The 17,931-nt window shown below is 60.2% G+C and carries 15 protein-coding genes; 10 read left to right on the top strand and 5 right to left on the bottom strand.

Going from position 1 to position 17,931, the window contains the following annotated elements:
* Positions 1-25: 25 nt before the first annotated feature.
* On the top strand, positions 26-3,544 hold the full coding sequence (gene dnaE / locus U1A53_RS03190) for a DNA polymerase III subunit alpha (RefSeq protein WP_322278935.1): 3,519 nt from the start codon (positions 26-28) through the stop codon (positions 3,542-3,544).
* Between the two features lies 1 nt (position 3,545).
* Here the strand turns inward: dnaE and U1A53_RS03185 are convergent, their stop codons facing one another.
* Positions 3,546-4,076, bottom strand: a complete 531-nt coding sequence (locus tag U1A53_RS03185) for an ElyC/SanA/YdcF family protein (RefSeq protein ID WP_322278934.1) — start codon at positions 4,074-4,076, stop codon at positions 3,546-3,548.
* Between the two features lie 216 nt (positions 4,077-4,292).
* Between U1A53_RS03185 and rlmB the strand changes: the two genes are divergently transcribed.
* Positions 4,293-4,862 (top strand): 23S rRNA (guanosine(2251)-2'-O)-methyltransferase RlmB, encoded by a 570-nt coding sequence (gene rlmB, locus U1A53_RS03180; protein ID WP_322278933.1) that lies wholly within the window; start codon positions 4,293-4,295, stop codon positions 4,860-4,862.
* A 62-nt stretch (positions 4,863-4,924) separates the two neighbouring features.
* Here the strand turns inward: rlmB and U1A53_RS03175 are convergent, their stop codons facing one another.
* The 3 genes from U1A53_RS03175 to U1A53_RS03165 form a co-directional block, all read right to left on the bottom strand.
* Positions 4,925-5,704, bottom strand: coding sequence for a hypothetical protein (locus U1A53_RS03175; RefSeq protein ID WP_322278932.1), 780 nt, complete (start codon positions 5,702-5,704; stop codon positions 4,925-4,927).
* Between the two features lie 49 nt (positions 5,705-5,753).
* Positions 5,754-7,484, bottom strand: coding sequence for an endo-1,4-beta-xylanase (locus U1A53_RS03170; protein ID WP_322278931.1), 1,731 nt, complete (start codon positions 7,482-7,484; stop codon positions 5,754-5,756).
* Positions 7,485-7,611: 127 nt separating this feature from the next.
* Positions 7,612-8,016 (bottom strand): c-type cytochrome domain-containing protein, encoded by a 405-nt coding sequence (locus tag U1A53_RS03165; protein WP_322278930.1) that lies wholly within the window; start codon positions 8,014-8,016, stop codon positions 7,612-7,614.
* Between the two features lie 118 nt (positions 8,017-8,134).
* Here U1A53_RS03165 and U1A53_RS03160 point away from each other — a divergent pair, with 118 nt between their 5' ends.
* From U1A53_RS03160 to U1A53_RS03125, 8 genes are all read left to right on the top strand, one after another.
* On the top strand, positions 8,135-8,479 hold the full coding sequence (locus U1A53_RS03160; RefSeq protein ID WP_322278929.1) for a nucleotide pyrophosphohydrolase: 345 nt from the start codon (positions 8,135-8,137) through the stop codon (positions 8,477-8,479).
* The gene (gene rsmH / locus U1A53_RS03155; RefSeq protein WP_322278928.1) at positions 8,476-9,516 is read left to right on the top strand and encodes a 16S rRNA (cytosine(1402)-N(4))-methyltransferase RsmH; all 1,041 of its coding nucleotides are present in this window, start codon (positions 8,476-8,478) and stop codon (positions 9,514-9,516) included. Before U1A53_RS03160 ends, rsmH begins: the two co-directional genes overlap by 4 nt.
* Positions 9,517-9,569: 53 nt before the next feature.
* Positions 9,570-12,737, top strand: coding sequence for a LamG-like jellyroll fold domain-containing protein (locus U1A53_RS03150; protein WP_322278927.1), 3,168 nt, complete (start codon positions 9,570-9,572; stop codon positions 12,735-12,737).
* 56 nt (positions 12,738-12,793) lie between these two features.
* On the top strand, positions 12,794-13,489 hold the full coding sequence (locus U1A53_RS03145; RefSeq protein ID WP_322278926.1) for a class I SAM-dependent methyltransferase: 696 nt from the start codon (positions 12,794-12,796) through the stop codon (positions 13,487-13,489).
* Positions 13,490-13,561: 72 nt separating this feature from the next.
* Positions 13,562-15,124 (top strand): class I adenylate-forming enzyme family protein, encoded by a 1,563-nt coding sequence (locus tag U1A53_RS03140; protein ID WP_322278924.1) that lies wholly within the window; start codon positions 13,562-13,564, stop codon positions 15,122-15,124.
* Between the two features lies 1 nt (position 15,125).
* Positions 15,126-15,455 (top strand): hypothetical protein, encoded by a 330-nt coding sequence (locus tag U1A53_RS03135; protein ID WP_322278923.1) that lies wholly within the window; start codon positions 15,126-15,128, stop codon positions 15,453-15,455.
* Positions 15,445-16,668 (top strand): hypothetical protein, encoded by a 1,224-nt coding sequence (locus U1A53_RS03130; protein WP_322278922.1) that lies wholly within the window; start codon positions 15,445-15,447, stop codon positions 16,666-16,668. The genes U1A53_RS03135 and U1A53_RS03130 overlap by 11 nt, the downstream gene beginning before the upstream one ends.
* A gap of 23 nt (positions 16,669-16,691) precedes the next feature.
* Positions 16,692-16,940, top strand: coding sequence for a phosphopantetheine-binding protein (locus U1A53_RS03125; RefSeq protein ID WP_322278921.1), 249 nt, complete (start codon positions 16,692-16,694; stop codon positions 16,938-16,940).
* A gap of 7 nt (positions 16,941-16,947) precedes the next feature.
* Here the strand turns inward: U1A53_RS03125 and U1A53_RS03120 are convergent, their stop codons facing one another.
* The gene (locus U1A53_RS03120; protein WP_322278920.1) at positions 16,948-17,922 is read right to left on the bottom strand and encodes a hypothetical protein; all 975 of its coding nucleotides are present in this window, start codon (positions 17,920-17,922) and stop codon (positions 16,948-16,950) included.
* Positions 17,923-17,931: the final 9 nt, after the last annotated feature.

Raw genomic sequence — 17,931 nt, 5'->3', positions numbered from 1 at the left:
CGGGGTTAGTCCTGCCCCCCGCCGCATGCCCGATTCCTTCGTCCATCTCCACCTGCACACCGAATACTCGCTCCTCGACGGAGCCGTGCGCATCGACACGCTCATGAAGCGTGTGAAGGAGCTGGAAATGCCCGCCGTTGCCATGACCGACCACGGCAATTTGTATGGGGCGATCGATTTCTACATGGCCGCCAAGAAGGCCAAGGTGAAGAGCATCCTCGGCTGCGAGGCCTATCTCGCGCCAGGCTCGATGATGGACAAAAACGAGGTTCCTGGCCGCAAACGCTCCTCCCACCTCACGTTGCTCGCTTCAAGCAACGAGGGCTTCGACAATCTCTCCAAACTCATCACCAAAGGCCATCTCGAAGGCCAGTGGTACAAGCCCCGCGTGGACAAAGATGCCCTGCGCGAACATTCCAAGGGCCTCATCTGCCTCAGCGGCTGCATCAACGGCGAGATCAACGAATTGCTGCTCTCCGACCGCAAGGACGAGGCCGAAAAGAGCCTGCAGGAGTTCCGTGACATTTTCGGTCCCGAGAACTTCTACCTCGAAATCCAGGACCACAACATGGAGGCCCAGCGCAAAAGCGCCCGGCAGATGGTCGAGTGGGGAAAGCAGTACGGCCTCAAAACCGTCGCCACCAACGACGTCCATTTTTTGAACCGCAACGATCACGAGTCCCACGACATCATGATCTGCATCGGCACCGGTGCGAGCATCTACGATCAGAACCGCATGACCTACTCCCCGGAGGTCTATTTCAAGACTGCCGAGGAAATGCGCGCGCTTTTTTCCGAGGTGCCCGAGGCCTGCGACGCCACGCTGGAGATCGCCGAGCGCTGCGATCTCAAGATCCATCTCGATTCCACCTCCATCGAACGCTACCCGCAGTATCCGATGCCTGACGGCGGCGATCGCAATGAATACCTGCGCAAGCTCACGATGGAAGGCCTGGAGCGCCGCTATGGCCGTGATCGTGCGCTCAATGACGAGGTGCTGCACGAGCGCATGGAGGTCGAACTCGCCTTGTTGAAGGAAAAAAACTTCACCAGCTACTTCCTCATCGTCTGGGACTTCATCAACTGGGCGCGCGAGCACGACATTCCCGTCGGCCCGGGCCGCGGTTCCGCCGCCGGATCGCTCGTCGCCTTCTGCCTCGCCATCACTGACATTGACCCGTTGCGCTTCGAACTGGTGTTCGAGCGATTCCTCAATCCCGAGCGTGTCAGCCCGCCCGACATCGATATCGACTTCTGCCAGACACGCCGCCCGGAAGTCATCCAATACGTTCGCGAGAAGTACGGCGATCTCAGCGTCTGCCACATCATCACCTTCGGCACGATGGGTGCCAAATCGGTCATCCGCGACGTGGGTCGCGTGCTCGGCTGGAGCTACGGCGACAGCGATACGCTGTCAAAGATGATCCCGAACGAGCTGAACATCGACCTGGAGGAATCGGTGAAGAAAAACCCCGAACTCGCCGCGAAGCTCGAAGCCGACACCAACGCGCAGGAGCTTTGGCGGCACGCCACCTTCCTCGAAGGTCTCACACGCGGTGTCGGTGTTCACGCCGCCGGCGTCGTCATTGGCGACCGCAGACTGGACAACTTCATCGCCCTCACGCGGGACAAGGAAGACGCCATCCTCTCGCAATACGCGATGAAGCCGCTCACCGAGCTCGGCATGCTCAAGATGGACTTCCTCGGCCTCAAAACGCTGACGGTGATCCACGAGGCCGAGTATTGGATCAACAAGCGCGTTCCCGGCTTCAAAGTGGCCGATGTGCCTCTCGAAGACACCAAGACCTTCGATCTCATCAAACGCGGCGAAACGGTCGCCGTGTTCCAGATGGAATCTGGTGGCATGGTCAACACCTGCAAGCAGCTCGGCCCGGATACCATCGAGGAAATCATCGCTATCCTCGCACTGTATCGCCCGGGCCCGATGCAGTTCATTCCGGACTACATCAAACGCAAAAAGGGCGAGGAGAAGGTCGAGTATCCGCATCCGCTGCTCGAAAAGATCGCCAAGGAGACCTACGGCATCCTGGTTTATCAGGAGCAGGTCATGCAGGCCGCCAACGTGCTCGCTGGCTTTTCGCTCGGACAAGCGGACTTGCTCCGTCGTGCCATGGGCAAGAAGGACGCCGCCGAAATGGCCCGCCAGCGCCTCATCTTCGTCGAAGGCTGCCTCAAGACGAACAACATCTCTGACAAGCAGGCCAACGCCGTCTTCGACTTGCTCGAAAAATTCGCGCAATACGGCTTCAACAAGTCGCACTCCGCTGCCTACGGCATCGTGACGTATCGCACGGCCTACTTGAAGGCGAACTACCCCGTCGAGTTCATGGCGGCGGTGCTGAGCTACGAAATCAGCAATCCCGACAAGATAGCGAACTTCGTCAGCGAGTGCTTTGAGATGGGCATCAAGGTGTTGCCGCCCGACATCAACAAATCCGCGCTCAAGTTCGCGCCCGAACGCTTCGAGACCGAGGAGGAAAATCCCAACGCCATCCGCTATGGTCTCAGCGCCATCAAAAACGTTGGTGAAGGCGCCATGGAGGCCGCCATCGAGGAGCGAACCAAAAACGGCCCCTTCACCAGTCTCGAAGACTTCGCCGCGCGACTCGACAACCGCGCTGTGAACAAGAAGCTCATGGAAGCGCTTGTGAAATCGGGAGCCTTCGACTTCACCGGCGAGCTGCGCGCCGTCATGTTTGCCAAATTGGAGCAGGTGCTGGCCTCCGCCGCGTCGATGCAGAAGGACAAAAAATCCGGACAAGGCGGTCTCTTCGATGATTTCGATCTGGCGAAGCCCAAATCGAAGAAAAACGAACTTGAGACGCCTTCCATTGTGTGGAGCACGGACGAGGTGCTCGCCTTTGAAAAAGAACTGCTCGGCTTCTATGTCAGCGGCCATCCGCTCGACAGCTACCGCGGCCATTTCGACTCGGTGAAGCTCACCAAGATCGCCGCCATTGAGGAGATCGACACGAAGGAAAAAGCCAGTACCCACACCATCGCCGGCATTTTGAGCCAGCTTGAGGTGCGCTACTCGAAAAAGGACAACCGGGCCTTTGCCACCTTCAAAGTGGAAGACTTCACCGGCGTGCAGGAGATGATGTGCTGGAGCGACGACTACGAGAAGCTCAAGGACGTGCTCGCCGATGGTGCCGTGATGGCCTTCCGCATTCGTGTCAGCAAGGATCAAAAGACCGACGGCAATCGCGTCACCTGCAACGACGCAAAGCCGCTCAAGCCCAAAGCCGCCAAACCCCGCAACGCGAACGATCCCGATCCGTCGCTGCCCGCGCCACCGAAGCCGCCCGCGCCGCCCAAACCGATTGTCCTGCGCCTTAACACCCGCCAGCACGATGAGACCGATCTCGAACGCATCCACGAGGTTCTCTCTCAATTCCCCGGCACTCTTCCCGTCTTCCTCGAGATCAGTCAAAACGGCCACAAGGCCCGTTTGGAAGTGGGCGAGGAACTGCGTGTCACCCCCAGCCCTGATCTGCGCCGTGCGCTAACAGTTTGGTTGTAGGTCACTCCACCGGCACCGCGACCTTCTCGCCGAGAAACTTCGGCCGTGTGCCGAGCACGTTCACATCCAGCACCGCCTTCACGCAGGCCAGTTTCTCGCGTAGGAACGTCTTCACCGACAGTGTCACCGGCACGGCCTTCGCGTTCAAGCCCCACGCTTCGATCTCAAATGCCCGAGCCAGATAGATCGCCCGCGCATTATGAAATCCCTGTGAAACAAAAATCAGCCGCTGCTGCCCGAACACTTCCTTGGCCCGCACCACCGAGTCCAGAGTGCGGAAACCTGCGTAATCACACACAATCCGCGACTCAGGCACGCCCATCTGCACCAGCACGCGCTTCATCTCCGTCGGTTCATCGTAACCCCGCGTGCCATTGTCTCCGCTGACGATCAACGCCTTCACCTTGCCCGCCTTGAACAACGCGGCAGCCGCTTCCATGCGCGGGAGGAAGAACAAATTGGCCCTTCCATCGGCCAAGCGCGGTGAAGTGCCCAAAACAACCGCCACCGGAGCCTCTGGCACCGCTTTCATGTCATCGAAACAGCTCCCTTTCGCCGTTCTCGCGACCCACCACTCGCACCCAAACACGAATGCGACACCCAGCGCCGCCAAAACGGCGATTCGCGACCACCAACGCTTGAGAGATGCCTTCATCTCAAACTCCTCCCGTCACTTCACACAGCCTTCAAGCCCGCGCTTCTATCATTTTGCCAAATCCCATTCACGGCCCACTATCCACTGAATCTCATGCGTCCCCAACAACCCATCGCCCGTCAGAACCGCCACTCCAGCTCCGACAACAAGGTGCGCATCTATGAGGAGGGCGACATCGCCACGTTGCTCGAAGGCAAGGAAAGTCCGCTGGTGCTCATTCTCGACTGCGTGCAGGACCCGCATAATCTCGGTGCCTGCCTGCGCACCGCTGACGCGGCCGGTGTCTGTGCTGTCATCATGCCGAAGGACAAATCCGCGCCGATCAGTGAAACCGTCGTGCGCGTGGCCTGCGGCGGGGCGGAGAACATCCCGCTCATCCGCGTGACCAATCTCGTCCGCGCGATGGACAAGCTCAAGGAACTCGGCATCTGGCTCGTCGGCACAGGCGATGAAGCCACGCAGAGCCTCTACGACATCGACCTCAAAGGCGGCATCGGCATCGTCATGGGCGCGGAAGGCCCCGGCATGCGCCGCCTCACCGGGGAGCACTGCGACTTCCTCGTTAAGATCCCCATGGCAGGCAAAGTCGAATGTCTCAACGTCTCCGTCGCCACCGGCGTGTGCTTGTTTGAGTGCGTGCGCCAGCGACAGCCGAAGAAGTGAAGCCTCTGAGTATTGTAGTCCCGCCTTTAGGCGGCTCTGGAGTGACCGGCTAAAAACTCAGATCAAAACGGCGCAGGCCCAAACAGTAGGTCTTTGATGTCTTGATCGCCCACAGACGCGCTGTCACGGCGACCACGAGGCGGCGGTGGTCCCGGACCTCCACGGCGCTGCTCCGGCTCCTCCGGAGTCTTGCCGAGCACGATGTCCCAAGTGCCGACGAGTTCCTGGCTCTCCTTGCTGACCGGTTTGAACTCACGAATCACCGAAAGGCGCTGCGCATCGGTGCCCATGCCACGCAGGATGCCATCGCGGTCATTCTGCGGCACACCGGCGATGAACAACTGGGTGGTCAGCATGCGCTTGTCGCCTTGTTTCACCGCGATGTGCCAGTGAATCGTGCGGCCCGTGTAGAGGCCGGGTTTGATCGTGCGGAAGCGGTACTCGCCCTTCGCGTTCGTGGTGATCTTGCCAAAGCCCTGAAACTGTGGATCGCGCTCCTTGCCCTTCTGCGTGCCACGGCTGTGGATGTAGCAGCCGTTCGTGTCTGCCTGCCAGAGTTCGATGACGTGATTGGAAAGCGGCTTGCCATCCGCATTCAGCAAACGCCCGCCAAACTCCGTCACGATGCCGCCTGCGGGCGCTTTGCCGCCGATGATCTGCGTTAAATCGTTGTCCTGATCCAGCGGTAGATGGTCGGGATAATACGGCCCCTCCGTCGCACGCGGCGTGAGTGCGAGCGCCTCGGCGTAAAGATCGCTCGTGATGATGCCGCCAGTGGTGAGAAGCAGGCTGCGGAGAAGGGCGCGGCGGCTTTGCGGAATGTGGAAGAAGGTCGTGTTCATGGTGTTCCTTGCTTCAACTTTGATTGTCGGATGTGGTTTCGGGGTTTCCTCACCACTGTGGTTTCAAAACGACCGGCTTTTGGCCCGCCGCATGCACCTCATACCAGCCGGGGAAGCCGCGCCATTTCACCATGCCGTTCGCGTCGGTCATCAATGTCACCTCGGTGCGCCATTTTCGACCGATCCATTCCTCCAGCACCTCACCACGCTTGCGGATGCTCCAGTCCTTGTTCCATGAGGCCGCCTCTGGTATCCAGTGCGAGCCTTCCCAGAAGCCCCAGAGAAGAAAACTCGTGTAAGCCGGATGGCTGAAGACGGCGATGAGCACATCACGCGTGTAGTCCGCCGCCAGTTCCTCGTCCTCGGTGGTCACGATGTCGTATTCCGTGATGGACTGATGCGGCACGATCCTCGCGAAACGATCCGTCACCGCCAGCAGATGCTCCGGGGACGGCAGGTAGCTCTCATGGAAGTGCGCCTGGTTGCCGAGACCCGCGACCGTGAAGCCGTCGGCGTTCAGCGCCTCGATGTAGGCAAAAGTGTCGTCATGCTGCGGCCCTGGTCGGAAGACCTGATCCTCATTGATGAAGAAAGGCAGCTTCGTGAGCGATCTTGCCAGCGTGAAGACCTCGCGGTCGAGCTTTTCCAGGCCGGGGCGCTTGTTCAGCATGTCCGCGCCATCCCAGGCGATGGGATGATTGATCACGTCCCACTCGACGACGCGATCCTTCACAAAGGCCAGGCGCTCTCGCACACTGTCGAGCGTGCGCTCGCGAATTACCGCGTTGTCCTTGATGCCGTGCAGATTGAACGGCGTGGCCACCTGCATGAGGTAATGACCTCGCACGTCGATGTGCCGCTCGGCGAACCAGGCGAAGGCCTTGTCCAGCTCCGCGTTACGGCTCGATTTGCGCGCGGCATCAAAATCCGGCGACCAATTGCCATCCTTCAGGTCATTCTCAAAAACCACGATGCTGAAGAGCTTGTCCACGATCTCGCGGTAGCGCCGGTCATCTTCACTTTCGCCGCTGAAGCGTTTCGCCACTACCGCAGAGCCAAATCCGAAGGCATGGCGGCGCAACGAGAGCTTTACCTCCGTCCCCGCCAGCGGCTTGCCATCTTCGCCCTTCACGATCATCGACAGATCCGCCTTCCGATGCTGCTCGATGCGTTCCAGCGCCGCCTTGCGCCACGGCGCATCCGGTTCGCGGCCTGCATAGCTGCGTTTGACCAGCTTGGCTCGCGGGAGGCTGCTCACATCCGTCGTGGCCGGATACTTCAGCACGCGGACGCTCTCCACCTCGATGCTCTGCTCCTTCTGCCCGCACAGGAGCACCACGGCGGCCTTGTCCGCTGGCACCACGTCATCGGTGATGAACACCACGGGCTGCTCCGTCCACTCGCGCTGGATGCCGACACCGATGGCGTCGCCAAACGCGGTGTAGGGCGCGCCACGAAGCTGCAATTTTGCCAACACCTCCCCGGACTCCGTGCTGCCAACTACCCGCGCCTTGATGATCGCCAGCACGCGCTCGTTTTTCGCGATGCCGGTGGAAATCGGAGCCGTGAACTGCGCTGAGTAAGCCTTGGCCGAATCCGGCTTGGTGATGGTGATGCGTTTCCCAATCGCGAGCGACTCCACCTTTCCAGCTTCAGGGGACGAGTTCGCCTGCAATGCCGCCTCTCCACGCACATCGCTGCCACCCGGTGGAATCTCGACGGCTGACAGTTGGCCTAGCGTCGCGAAAAAGAAGAGAGAAAGAAGACCGGGGTGTTTCATGGCTGCGGACACACATCCTCCCGCCTCTCTAACGAGTTACAAGCCCCGACAGCCATCGAATTGCTCAAGGGATTATCGCGATGCGAAATCCCACAGAATGACATCCGCCGCAGCGCCGTGCGTCGTTTTATGACTTCTTGCGCTGCGCCGCCACGGCACCGTCTTTGCCTTCCGGCCATTTGGCACCTTCCTTGATCCATTGGCGGATGGTGTTCACCTCGTCTTTCGGAATGCGGTGGCCTGTGGCGGGCATGGCCTTCTTGTCCTTCGGCGGCAGCGTGAGCGCGAGGTAGAGCATGCTCTTTTCCGGTTCTCCGGGAACGATGGCCGGCCCTGGCTTGCGTTTGCGAAAGGCGAGTTCGCGATTTTGCAGATTGAGCTCACCGAGAAGCGTCTCTGAGTTGTGGCACTCGACGCAGCGGTCGGCCAGGATCGGCTTGATCTGCTTCACGAAGTCCACCGGTGGATCCTCGGCGGCATGCAGGGCGGTGGTGAGAGAAAGGCAGGCGGCGAGAGCGGTGATGTGTTTCATATTCATGGTGAAGCATCCTTGATACGCTCCTGCGCGTCAATCCTTCCCTTGTGACTAACTGTGCGCATCTTGTCGCCTTCGCGGTTGCTCCTGCGGGTGCGCGTCGCATCATGCACCCATGAGCATCGAACAAATCACCGCGCGCATCTGCGCGTTTCGCGACGCCCGGGACTGGATGCAGTTTCACAGCCCCAAGGAGCTCGCCATCGCCATCACCGCCGAGGCGGGGGAGCTGCTGCAGCACTTCGTCTGGCAGCAGCCGGACCAGATCGAGCAGCGCGTGAAGGACAAGATGCCGGAACTGAAGGATGAAATGGCCGATGTGGGCATTCTGCTCTTCGAACTCGCTCACAACCTCGGTGTCGATCTCGGTCAGGCGATGCTCGACAAGGTGGAGCGCAATGAAACGCGCTATCCCGTGTCGAAAGCACGCGGTTCCAACGCCAAATACAACGAGTTGTGAGCGAAGCCGAGGTTCCAACACCGCATCGCCGTCGTCCGCGCTACTCGGGCAAGAATCCGCGTCGTTTCGAGGACAAATACAAGGAGCTGAACCCCGAGCGCTACGCCGAGACCATCGCCAAGGTGCGTGCCTCTGGCAAAACGCCCGCCGGTCAGCATGTGCCGATCCTCTTGAACGAAATCATGCATATTCTCGCCCCGCAGCCCGGCGAACGCGCCGTGGACTGCACGCTCGGCTACGGCGGACACGCCAGTGCGTTGCTGAAAGCCGTGCAGCCAGGCGGAACGCTGCTCGCGCTCGATCAAGACCCGATCGAGATCGTGCGCACCGAGGCACGGCTGCGAGCCGACGGCTGCGAGGAGTCTGCGCTCGTCGTGAAACGCATGAACTTCGCCGGATTGCCGCGTGCGCTCGCTGAATTGGACTGGAGCGATGGCGTGGACTTGCTGCTGGCCGATCTCGGCTGCTCCTCAATGCAGTTCGACAATCCCGCCCGCGGATTCAGCTTCAAACACGACGGCCCGCTCGACATGCGCATGAATCCGCAGCGCGGAGTCGCTGCCCGTGACCTGCTGCTCAAGCTCTCCGCAGCGAAACTGAAGACGATTCTCGAAGAAAACGCCGACGAACGTCACGCCGCTTTGCTGGCCGATGCACTCGCTGGCACCGACCACGCCACCACCCGCTCGCTGGCCGAGGCCGTGCGCCATGCCTTGCCACGCCGCGTCGATGAAGAAGAACGCGAGACCACCGTGCGCCGCGTGTTTCAGGCCCTGCGCATCGCCGTTAACGAGGAATTCACGGCTTTGGACACCTTCCTGCATCAATTGACGAACTGCCTGCGCCCTGGCGGCCGCGTGGCCATTTTGACCTTCCATTCCGGCGAAGATCGCCGCGTGAAACACCTCTTCCGCGACGGCCTGCGCAGCGGCCTCTTCAGAGCCGCCAATGACGAGGTCATCCGTCCGTCATCGCAGGAAACGCGCGACAATCCGCGTGCGGGTCCGGCGAAGCTGCGGTGGGCGGTGAAAGCGTGATCGTGACTGTGTTAGCTGAGCAAAGGCCGCATTCAGCTTCGTATCTGTGAGCCATGTTCCAACCGTCTCGTTTGCTTTTCCTCAGCGTTCTTTGTTTTCCATGGGCATCACATGCTCTTCAGGAAACCTGGGAGACAGGTTACACGAAGGATGATGCAACCGGGAAGCACATCCTCGGGCACTGGTCGTTTGAAAAAGAGGACGGCCTGAAACTGCAAGGCGCGGCATTGAATCCGAAGGGCAAATTCGGCAGCGCGTTGGAGTCATTCCCGGGATTTCCAGTGCAGGACAAGCGCCACGCGGCGCTGGTGGAGGTGAAGGCGGTCAAAGGTTCCTTCACGCTGGAGATGTGGATCAAGGCGAAGGCGGAGTTCAAACCGGAGCTGCGCTGCTATCTGCTCGACAAGAAATATGTCGATCACACGGACTACCAGTGGCAGATCGGCGAGGCGGACAAAGGCGGCTTGCGGCGCATGTTTGTGACTCTGGGCTTCGGTGCGGAGTCGAAGGTGATTTACTCGCTGCCGTTCAAGCCCGAGACGGACGTGTGGCAGCATGTGGCCTTCACTTACGATGGTGCGGGCGAAGGGAAGTTTTATCGCAATGGTACGGCGGCAGGCGGTTCGAAGCTCGAAGGCTACGGCGCGGTGACGCCAGGGCCGAAGGGTCTGAGCATCGGTGACCGGCTGGGCAGCAACTACGGCGGCTTTCCCGGTTTGATCGACGAGGCGCGCATCTGCGAGGGTGTGCTGAGTTTTGAGCGTGTGCAGATGCAGATCACGAGCACCCGGCAGGTGTGGCGGCGCCTGGAGACGGCAAAGCCGGTTGAGATCGTGGTGACCAATCTGCGGCGCGAAACAATGACAGGCGCAAAGCTGTCGGTGAATCTGGGTGCGAAGGACGAAAACTTCATCGTGCCCGATCTCGCGGCCGGAAAGAGCTTCACGGCGAAGTATGTGCTCAACACGGCGCTCAAAGCCGCAGAATACGTCCTGCGGGCGAGGTTTGAGATCGGCGACTACGCCACCGAGCAGTCCACGACGCTGCAAATCGTGGCGCGCATGCCGCCACGCATGCCGGTGATCATGTGGGGTGCGGGTGGCGGCGAGATTCCGCGACTCAAAGACATTGGATTCACCCACTTCATCGGCCTCGGCGCGGATTACGGCACCCTGTGGCAGAACAGGGCCATCGCACCGCCCGCGAGACCGGAGGTGATCGCGAAGAATCGCGAGATGCTCGATGATGCGCTGAAAAACGGCCTCGAAGTCGTCGCCAGCCTCTCGCCGAGCCGCGCTTTGGAGAGCGATCCGAAAAATCTGCGCGTGGATCGCGCCGGGAAGCCGTATGCGCGGCAGGACATCGCGGCATCGACGCCGGAGTTCGCACCCTTTTTCCAAGTGGTGGGCATGAGCGTGGCGAAGGCCTACGGCGATCATCCGGCATTCACCACGGCGCTGATCGACACGGAGGTGCGTGACAACAATCAGGTAAGCTTCAATGCGGTGGATGTGGAGGCTTACAAGAAGTTCGCCGGGGCGGACATCCCTGCGGAAGTCTCTGCGAAGTGGGGCGTGGACTGGACAAAGCTGAAGGATTTTCCAGCGGATCATGTGATCGCGGATGATCATCCGATTTTGAAATACCTGCGCTGGTTCTGGACCGTCGGCGATGGCTGGAATGGCCTGCACACGTCGCTGCACAAGGGCGTGAAGAGCAGCGGCAAGGTGTGGACTTTTTTTGATCCCGCCGTGCGGCAACCGAGCATCAGCGGCGCGGGCGGTGGAGTGGATGTGATCTCGCACTGGACCTACACCTATCCTGATCCGCAAAAGATCGGCATGTGCGCAGATCAGCTTTTCGCGATGAGCGCCGCGAGCGGCAAGAACCAGCGTGTGATGAAGATGACGCAGCTCATCTGGTATCGCTCGCAGACCGCGCCCATCGGCAGCAAGGAACCGGGTGATGTCGTGGCGTGGCAGGATCACGATCCCGAGGCCGCCTACATCACAATCGCACCGATGCATTTGAAAGAGGCGCTTTGGACGAAGATCGCGCGGCCCATCCAGGGCATCATGTATCACGGTTGGCAGTCACTGGTGCAGACGGACAGCCCCGGCGGCTATCGCTTCACGAATCCGAACACCGCGCCCGTTTTGAAGCAGCTCATCCATGACGTGATCGAGCCGCTGGGACCGACGCTGATGGCGATTCCTGACGAAAGGAGCGAAGTCGCGTTTCTGGAGAGCTTCACCTCGCAGATGTTCGCGCGACGCGGCGGTTACGGCTCTAACAACGGCTGGGAGGCGGACGTGTGGCTCGCGCTTCAGCATGCGCATGTGCAGACGGACATCCTTTATGAGGAAACGCTGCTCAAAAGCGGCCTCAGCGGTCGCAAGGTGCTCGTCATGCCGTTTTGTGATGTGCTGACGAAGTCCGTCGTCGCCCGCATTGCCGATTGGCAGAAGAAGGGCGGCAAGATCGTGGCCGATGAGTTTCTCTGCCCCGGCTTGAAGGCCGACTTTACGATTCAGACCTTCAAACGCGAGAAAAAGGCCGCTGAGGACAAAACCAAGGTGCTGACGCTTGCGAAGACGCTCGGCGGCTTTGCGCTGCCACAGCGTGCGAACTGCGACAATCCCGAGATCATCGTGCGCACACGGAGGTTTGGCGATGCGCTGTATGTGTTCGTCGTGAACGACCATCGCGAGGCCGGCAGCTACGTCGGCCAGCACGGCCTCGTGATGGAGAACGGGCTCCCTTCGAAGGGAATCGTGAGCCTGAAGGCCGAATCGGCCAATGTGTATGAGCTGACCGGCACGCAATTCATTGTGCCGAAGCGCGGCGAGGAGGGCGTGATGAGCTGGCCCGTCGAACTCGGCCCCTGCGACGGCAAAATCTTCATGGTGATGCCGAAGCCGTTGCTCGGCATTCAGCTTACCGTGCCGGAAAACGCCACCTTGGGCAACACGGCCAAAGTGAGCGCACGCATCACCACCACGCAGGAGGCACCGACAAAAGCGGTGATCCCGGTGCGTGTGGACATCCGCGATGCGAATGGCACATCGGCCGAAGGCAGCGGCTTTTACGCCGCTGAGAATGGCATCGTCGAACTCGACCTTAGCCTTGCGCCGAATGAAGATCCCGGAACCTGGGAGATCCGCGTGAAGGAGCTGGCGAGCGGGATGCAGGCGGTGAAGTGGATGCGGGTGGGGAGATGAGCATTGATTGACGGCAGCGTACTGCCGTGGCAAAAGGCTGTTCTCCTACTCTATCAATGCCTCCCTCCAGCCAAGAAGCCGTCCTTGCATGGCTCAAAGATAAGAAGTTCACCACCGTTTTGGATGCCCCATCAGGGGATGGCTGGCTGGTCAAGGGATTGAAGGCCCAAGGGCATGGGGAAGAGTTCGATGGCATCGATCTGTATGAAGCCGCTGCCGAGGGCTACAGACGTGTTTGGAAACATGATCTCAATGAAGGTCTGCCTGCCGACTGCAGCACCTATGACCTCGTCTGCTGCTGCGAGGGGATCGAGCATGTGGGCAACCCGCTGCTACTGTTTCAAGCGTTCAAGCGTTGCATCACTCCAGGCGGGCATCTGGTGGTCACGACTCCGAATGTCTGGTATCCGCAGGCCCGCTTGCAGTATCTGGCGCGCGGTTTTTTTCCTTCGTTCCCATGTTTGGCTGGCAAGATCGTTTATGGCAGCCACATGCACATCATGCCGTGGAACTGGCCGCAGCTTTACCTCTACTTGAAACTGGCAGGATTTGATCAGATCCAAATCGTTTCCGAGCCGTTATCGGTGGCGAAACATCTGCATGAGAAAATCTTGTCCCTGCCGGCGCTGCTCTACGCTCGCCGTCGCGTGCGCAAGGCACGGACGGACGAGGAGCGTGGATTCTGGGAGACCGCAGGGTCAGACATGGCCGTGCGCGGACGACATCTGATAGTCACAGCCAGGCCAACCTGAGGGTAATCGGGAAAATGAGTCCCCGGCGGTTGATTTCGTACGGACGGGACCGTAGCGTTTTTATCTGTTTGAATGACGATGCTCGAAAACCACACCTTTCTACCTGACGGACAGCAAGTCGGCTGGACGATGGCGGCGTATGTGCGCGAGGCGGCGAGGCAGTGGCCGGAGCGAGAGTATCTGAGGCATGGAGATGAAGCGCTGACGTATACGGAGGCGTGGCGGCGGATCACGAGTATCGCGGCTTGGCTGGATGTGCGGGGAGTGAAACAGGGCGATCGTGTGGTGATGGTGACGGAGAACTGTATCGAGACGATCCTGATATTCTTCGCGACAGCGCAGATCGGAGCAATCTCGGCGATTTTGAATCCGCAGATCAAGGCTGAGGGCCTGCGCCGCATTCTGGACCAGACGGAGCCCAAGCTTGTGCTGCTCGACTCAGTTACGGCGGCGCTGCGAGATGAAATCAGCGATGTGCCGGTGATTTGGACGGAGGCGAACGCGGCAAAGCGTGACGATGATGTGTTGTTTGACGCACTGACCGCGAATTCCGACCCTGCGCCAGTGCCGTTCCCGGGGATTGATCAAGATCCGGCGTTTCTGGTGTTCACGTCGGGATCGACGGGCACGCCGCGTGGGGTGATTTTGACGCATGACAATGTGCGCTTCGTCTCAGCGGCGATCCAGGCGCGGTTGCGGTATCGTGTGGAGGACCGCGTGGCGATTTTTCTGCCGCTGTCGTTCGATTACGGGCTGTACCAGCTTTTTTACGCGGCGATGGTGGGCGCGAGCGTGTTCATCGGCCGGCCGGAGATGGCGGGGCCGGAACTGCCACGCATTCTGGCGGCGCAGGAGATCACGGTGCTGCCGGGCGTGCCGACGTTGTTTGGTGGTTTGATCAAGATGCAGCGCTACCGGCCTGTGCCGCTGCCGAAGCTGCGTGTGATCACGAACACGGGCGATCATCTGCCGCAGAGTTATATTCAAAGCCTGAGGGAGTTGTTTCCGCAGGCGGGGGTGTTTCCGATGTATGGGCTGACGGAGTGCAAACGGGTGTCAATCCTGCTGCCGGAGGAGCTGGAGACGAAGCCGGAGTCGGTAGGACGTGCGCTGGATGGCACGGAGGTGTTTGCCATGGATACGAACGGAAATCGCCTGCCGGCGGGTGAGACGGGCGAGTTGTGCGTGCGCGGACGGCATCTGGCGCTCGGCTACTGGCGAGCACCGGAGGAGACGGAAAAGCGCTACCGTTTCATCGGCGAAGGGCGCACGCGCGTGCTGGTGAGCGGTGACTACGGCAGCGTGGATGCGGAGGGTTTTCTGCATTTCCACGGGCGCAGCGATTTCCTGATCAAGCACAAGGGGCATCGCATGAGCCCGGCGGAGGTGGAGGAGGAGGCCTGCCGGATTCTGGATGTGGTGGCGGCCGGTTGCGTGAAGGACGAGGCGCGGGATCAGTTGTGCCTGTTTGTTTCTGTCTCGCGCGAGGGATTGGACGAAAAGGCCATCGTCATGGCGCTAAGCTCGAAGCTCGAGTCGGCGAAGGTGCCGAACCGTGTGATCTTTCTGCCGGAACTGCCAAAGACGGGAAACCAGAAGGTGGACCGGAAGGCGCTGCGGGGGTTGTTGAAGTAGCATGAAGACCTTCTTTCTCAGCATCACCATTCTCTTCATCGCCCTCGTGTTGCTGCTGCCTTGGCGTTCCAACCCGATTGGAGCGTATCCAGAGAATCTTTGGACAGCGCGTGGACAGTGGAGCAAGAGAGCCGACCCTTCGAGGCTCTTCCGTGGAACACGCACCGAGTACGGTCTGGTGTTTCCATGGCTCGTTCACGACCAGGACATTGGTCAAGAGGCGTGGTATGTTCGCTTGGACCAACGAATTTTGGTGCTTCACTTGTTCATTGCTTCAGCTTTGTCTGCTGGAGTTGCTTGCTATTTCAAACGTCGATTTCATGAACGCTGATTTTGCCCGGCAACTCCTCGAAAAACACGGTTCTCCGCTGTTTGCGTATGATCTCGACGTGGTCGCAGAGAGGGCGCGAATACTGATCGCGGCGTTGCCGGAGGGATCGCGATTGTTTTACTCGTTCAAGGCGAACCCTCTGCCTGCGATCGCACGCGAGCTGCGCGCGCAGGGTGTGTGCGCGGAAATCACGTCGGAGGGCGAATTGATGGCGGCGCAGAGCGCGGGTTACAGCGACGGTATCGTGCTCGGTGGACCTGGGAAGACGGAGAGGGTGATTCAAACGGCGTTAGACCAAGGTGTGAGGCATTTTTCCTGCGAGAGCTTCACAGACGCGGCTCGGCTTTCCAAGATGGCGGTGAGCGCGGGGGTGGAGATCACCGCGATGGTGAGGGTGAACCCACAACAGGTTCCCGATGCACGTTTGGCGATGAGCGGGGTGGAGAGTCAGTTCGGCTTCGAGGAGGCGCTGCTGCTGGCGGACGGCGCGTCGGAAAAACTGCGTCTGCCAAATGTGACGCTGAACGGTGTGCATGTGTATTTCGGCACGCAGGTGGCCTCGGTGGAGGCGCTGGTGAAGAACACGCAGTGCGCGCTGGAGACGGCGGAGCGTGTTTCGCGCGCGCTGGGCTTTGAATGCAGCGTGGTGAACGCGGGTGGCGGTTTTCCGTGGCCGTATGCGAGTGACGCTGACGCACTTGATTTGAGTGCTTTGCGTGTGGCTTTGGATGCGGCGTGGGAGGCTTCGCCTCTGCATGGAAAGGCGCAGCTTTGCTTTGAATCAGGCCGTTATTTGTGCGCGGGCAGCGGGACATTGATCACGACGGTTTTGGACGTGAAGCAGGCGGGGACAAAGACGTTTGTGGTGCTGGACACGGGGATTCATCACCTGGGCGGCATGTCGGGCCTGGGGCGTATTCCTCGTGCGGCGATCACGTTACAGAATCTCACGGCGCAACGCGAGGGTGAGATCGTGGCGGATGTGGTGGGCCCATTGTGCAGTCCGCTGGACAGCCTGGCCCGAGGTCAGAAGATGGCTCCCGTGGAGGTGGGGGATGTGCTGGCGGTGCCGAATGTGGGCGCGTATGGGCTGACGGCCAGCCTGATCGGTTTCCTCAGCCACGAAACGCCCGCCGAAGTGGCTTATCGCGGCACGGAGGTGGTGGAGACGTGGTTCCTGCCGTGCTGGCACGCGAACTTGCGCGTGGAGTGAACCTTTGTTATGGCCGTGTGGACATGACCGCCACTGACCTCGCCCCCAAGCTCCAGGAAATCCTCCGCCCGCATCTGCGCTTTGTTGGCGCGGATCAAGCGGTGCCGATGGACGAAGATCTGGGCAGGTTCGGGCTGGATTCAATGGCCTCGATCGACCTGCTGATGGACATTGAAAGCCAGCTCGGTGTGCAGATTCCCGACGAGATGATGACGGTGGACACGTTTGCCACGGGCAATCATCTGCTGGCGGTGATTGAGAAGCTGGTCTGAGGCTGGGTCACAAGCCCCAGTCGCCCTCGGCGAGGACGGTGCGTTTGGGGAGTGTTTCGAGAGCCTCTGGAATTGCGAAGCAGTGGCAGACGTGTTCGGTGCGCTGGTGCAAAACGGGAGTGACATCCCATGAGGTATCACCAGGGAACGCGGCGAGCGAGAGCAGGCGTTCGTTGCCAAGCAGGGATGGATTTCGCACGATTTCGCCGACGAGGGCATGCAGCTCTTCGGAGTCGGACGAAACGGAGAAGTGATCGATCTCCATCCATGCGGGGAGACCTCGAATGCGTTTTGGCGTGATGAAAATATAGCTGCTGAGGCAGTCGGAGGCGTCGATGACTCCGATGAACTCGTGCCTGCGCATCGGTGAGGCGGCGAACCAGCGAAGATATTCCGGCGTGATCCATTTTTCGATGCCTGCGGATGACATGCAGGATGCGGCGATGCGTTGAACCTCGGAGGGATCGCGAGAGATCCGCCGCCCAGAGGGCAAAAGCGGCCAGGAGCGGTGCTGGAGGATTTTTTGAATCAGACCGAGCGGGACAAATCGGCGCTGTATGTCCGTCAGGCAGCTCCAGCCACTGCGTTGAAGAAGCGCCTGCACCTTGGGTGTTGGCGTGGTGTCGGCGGTGAGCGTTTCGGCAGCCATCCGCCGAAATTTCATGAGCATGGGCAGGCTGGCGTTGCGATGTGCCTCATCGACACGCCAGGTGGAGGCGATGAAGGCGGGGACAGGCCTTCCGTTTACCGCATAGCAGGTGGGAATGAGGCCCAGGAAACCGCCGATTTTGTCTTCGTGTCGCAGCAGCCAGCCGCGCTCGGCTCGCAGGCTGGCGAAGGGGTTTTGATCCCACCAGTGGGAAAGGCGGCGCTGCCAGATTTCGATGGAGAGCGGCTGTGGGTCGCTGGCGATGAGCCACGGGATGAGTTCGGCACGCGCCTGCTGGCTGTCTTGATACTCCTCGATCTGGCAGGTGGGCATGACGGAACA

The organism is Prosthecobacter sp. (assembly GCF_034366625.1).
Taxonomy (GTDB): domain Bacteria; phylum Verrucomicrobiota; class Verrucomicrobiia; order Verrucomicrobiales; family Verrucomicrobiaceae; genus Prosthecobacter.
This window is presented reverse-complemented; position numbering and strand designations above follow the sequence as displayed.

Bases quoted from the DNA above. Each gene is read 5' to 3' on its own strand.
- dnaE (WP_322278935.1), top strand. From the start codon at position 26: ATGCCCGATTCCTTCGTCCATCTCCACCTGCACACCGAATACTCGCTC.
- U1A53_RS03135 (WP_322278923.1), top strand. From the start codon at position 15,126: ATGAAGACCTTCTTTCTCAGCATCACCATTCTCTTCATCGCCCTCGTG.
- rlmB (WP_322278933.1), top strand. From the start codon at position 4,293: ATGCGTCCCCAACAACCCATCGCCCGTCAGAACCGCCACTCCAGCTCC.
- U1A53_RS03145 (WP_322278926.1), top strand. From the start codon at position 12,794: ATGCCTCCCTCCAGCCAAGAAGCCGTCCTTGCATGGCTCAAAGATAAG.
- U1A53_RS03140 (WP_322278924.1), top strand. From the start codon at position 13,562: ATGACGATGCTCGAAAACCACACCTTTCTACCTGACGGACAGCAAGTC.
- U1A53_RS03150 (WP_322278927.1), top strand. From the start codon at position 9,570: ATGTTCCAACCGTCTCGTTTGCTTTTCCTCAGCGTTCTTTGTTTTCCA.
- U1A53_RS03185 (WP_322278934.1), bottom strand. From the start codon at position 4,076: ATGAAAGCGGTGCCAGAGGCTCCGGTGGCGGTTGTTTTGGGCACTTCA.
- U1A53_RS03165 (WP_322278930.1), bottom strand. From the start codon at position 8,016: ATGAAACACATCACCGCTCTCGCCGCCTGCCTTTCTCTCACCACCGCC.
- U1A53_RS03125 (WP_322278921.1), top strand. From the start codon at position 16,692: ATGACCGCCACTGACCTCGCCCCCAAGCTCCAGGAAATCCTCCGCCCG.
- U1A53_RS03120 (WP_322278920.1), bottom strand. From the start codon at position 17,922: ATGCCCACCTGCCAGATCGAGGAGTATCAAGACAGCCAGCAGGCGCGT.
- U1A53_RS03175 (WP_322278932.1), bottom strand. From the start codon at position 5,704: ATGAACACGACCTTCTTCCACATTCCGCAAAGCCGCCGCGCCCTTCTC.
- U1A53_RS03170 (WP_322278931.1), bottom strand. From the start codon at position 7,484: ATGAAACACCCCGGTCTTCTTTCTCTCTTCTTTTTCGCGACGCTAGGC.
- U1A53_RS03130 (WP_322278922.1), top strand. From the start codon at position 15,445: ATGAACGCTGATTTTGCCCGGCAACTCCTCGAAAAACACGGTTCTCCG.
- U1A53_RS03160 (WP_322278929.1), top strand. From the start codon at position 8,135: ATGAGCATCGAACAAATCACCGCGCGCATCTGCGCGTTTCGCGACGCC.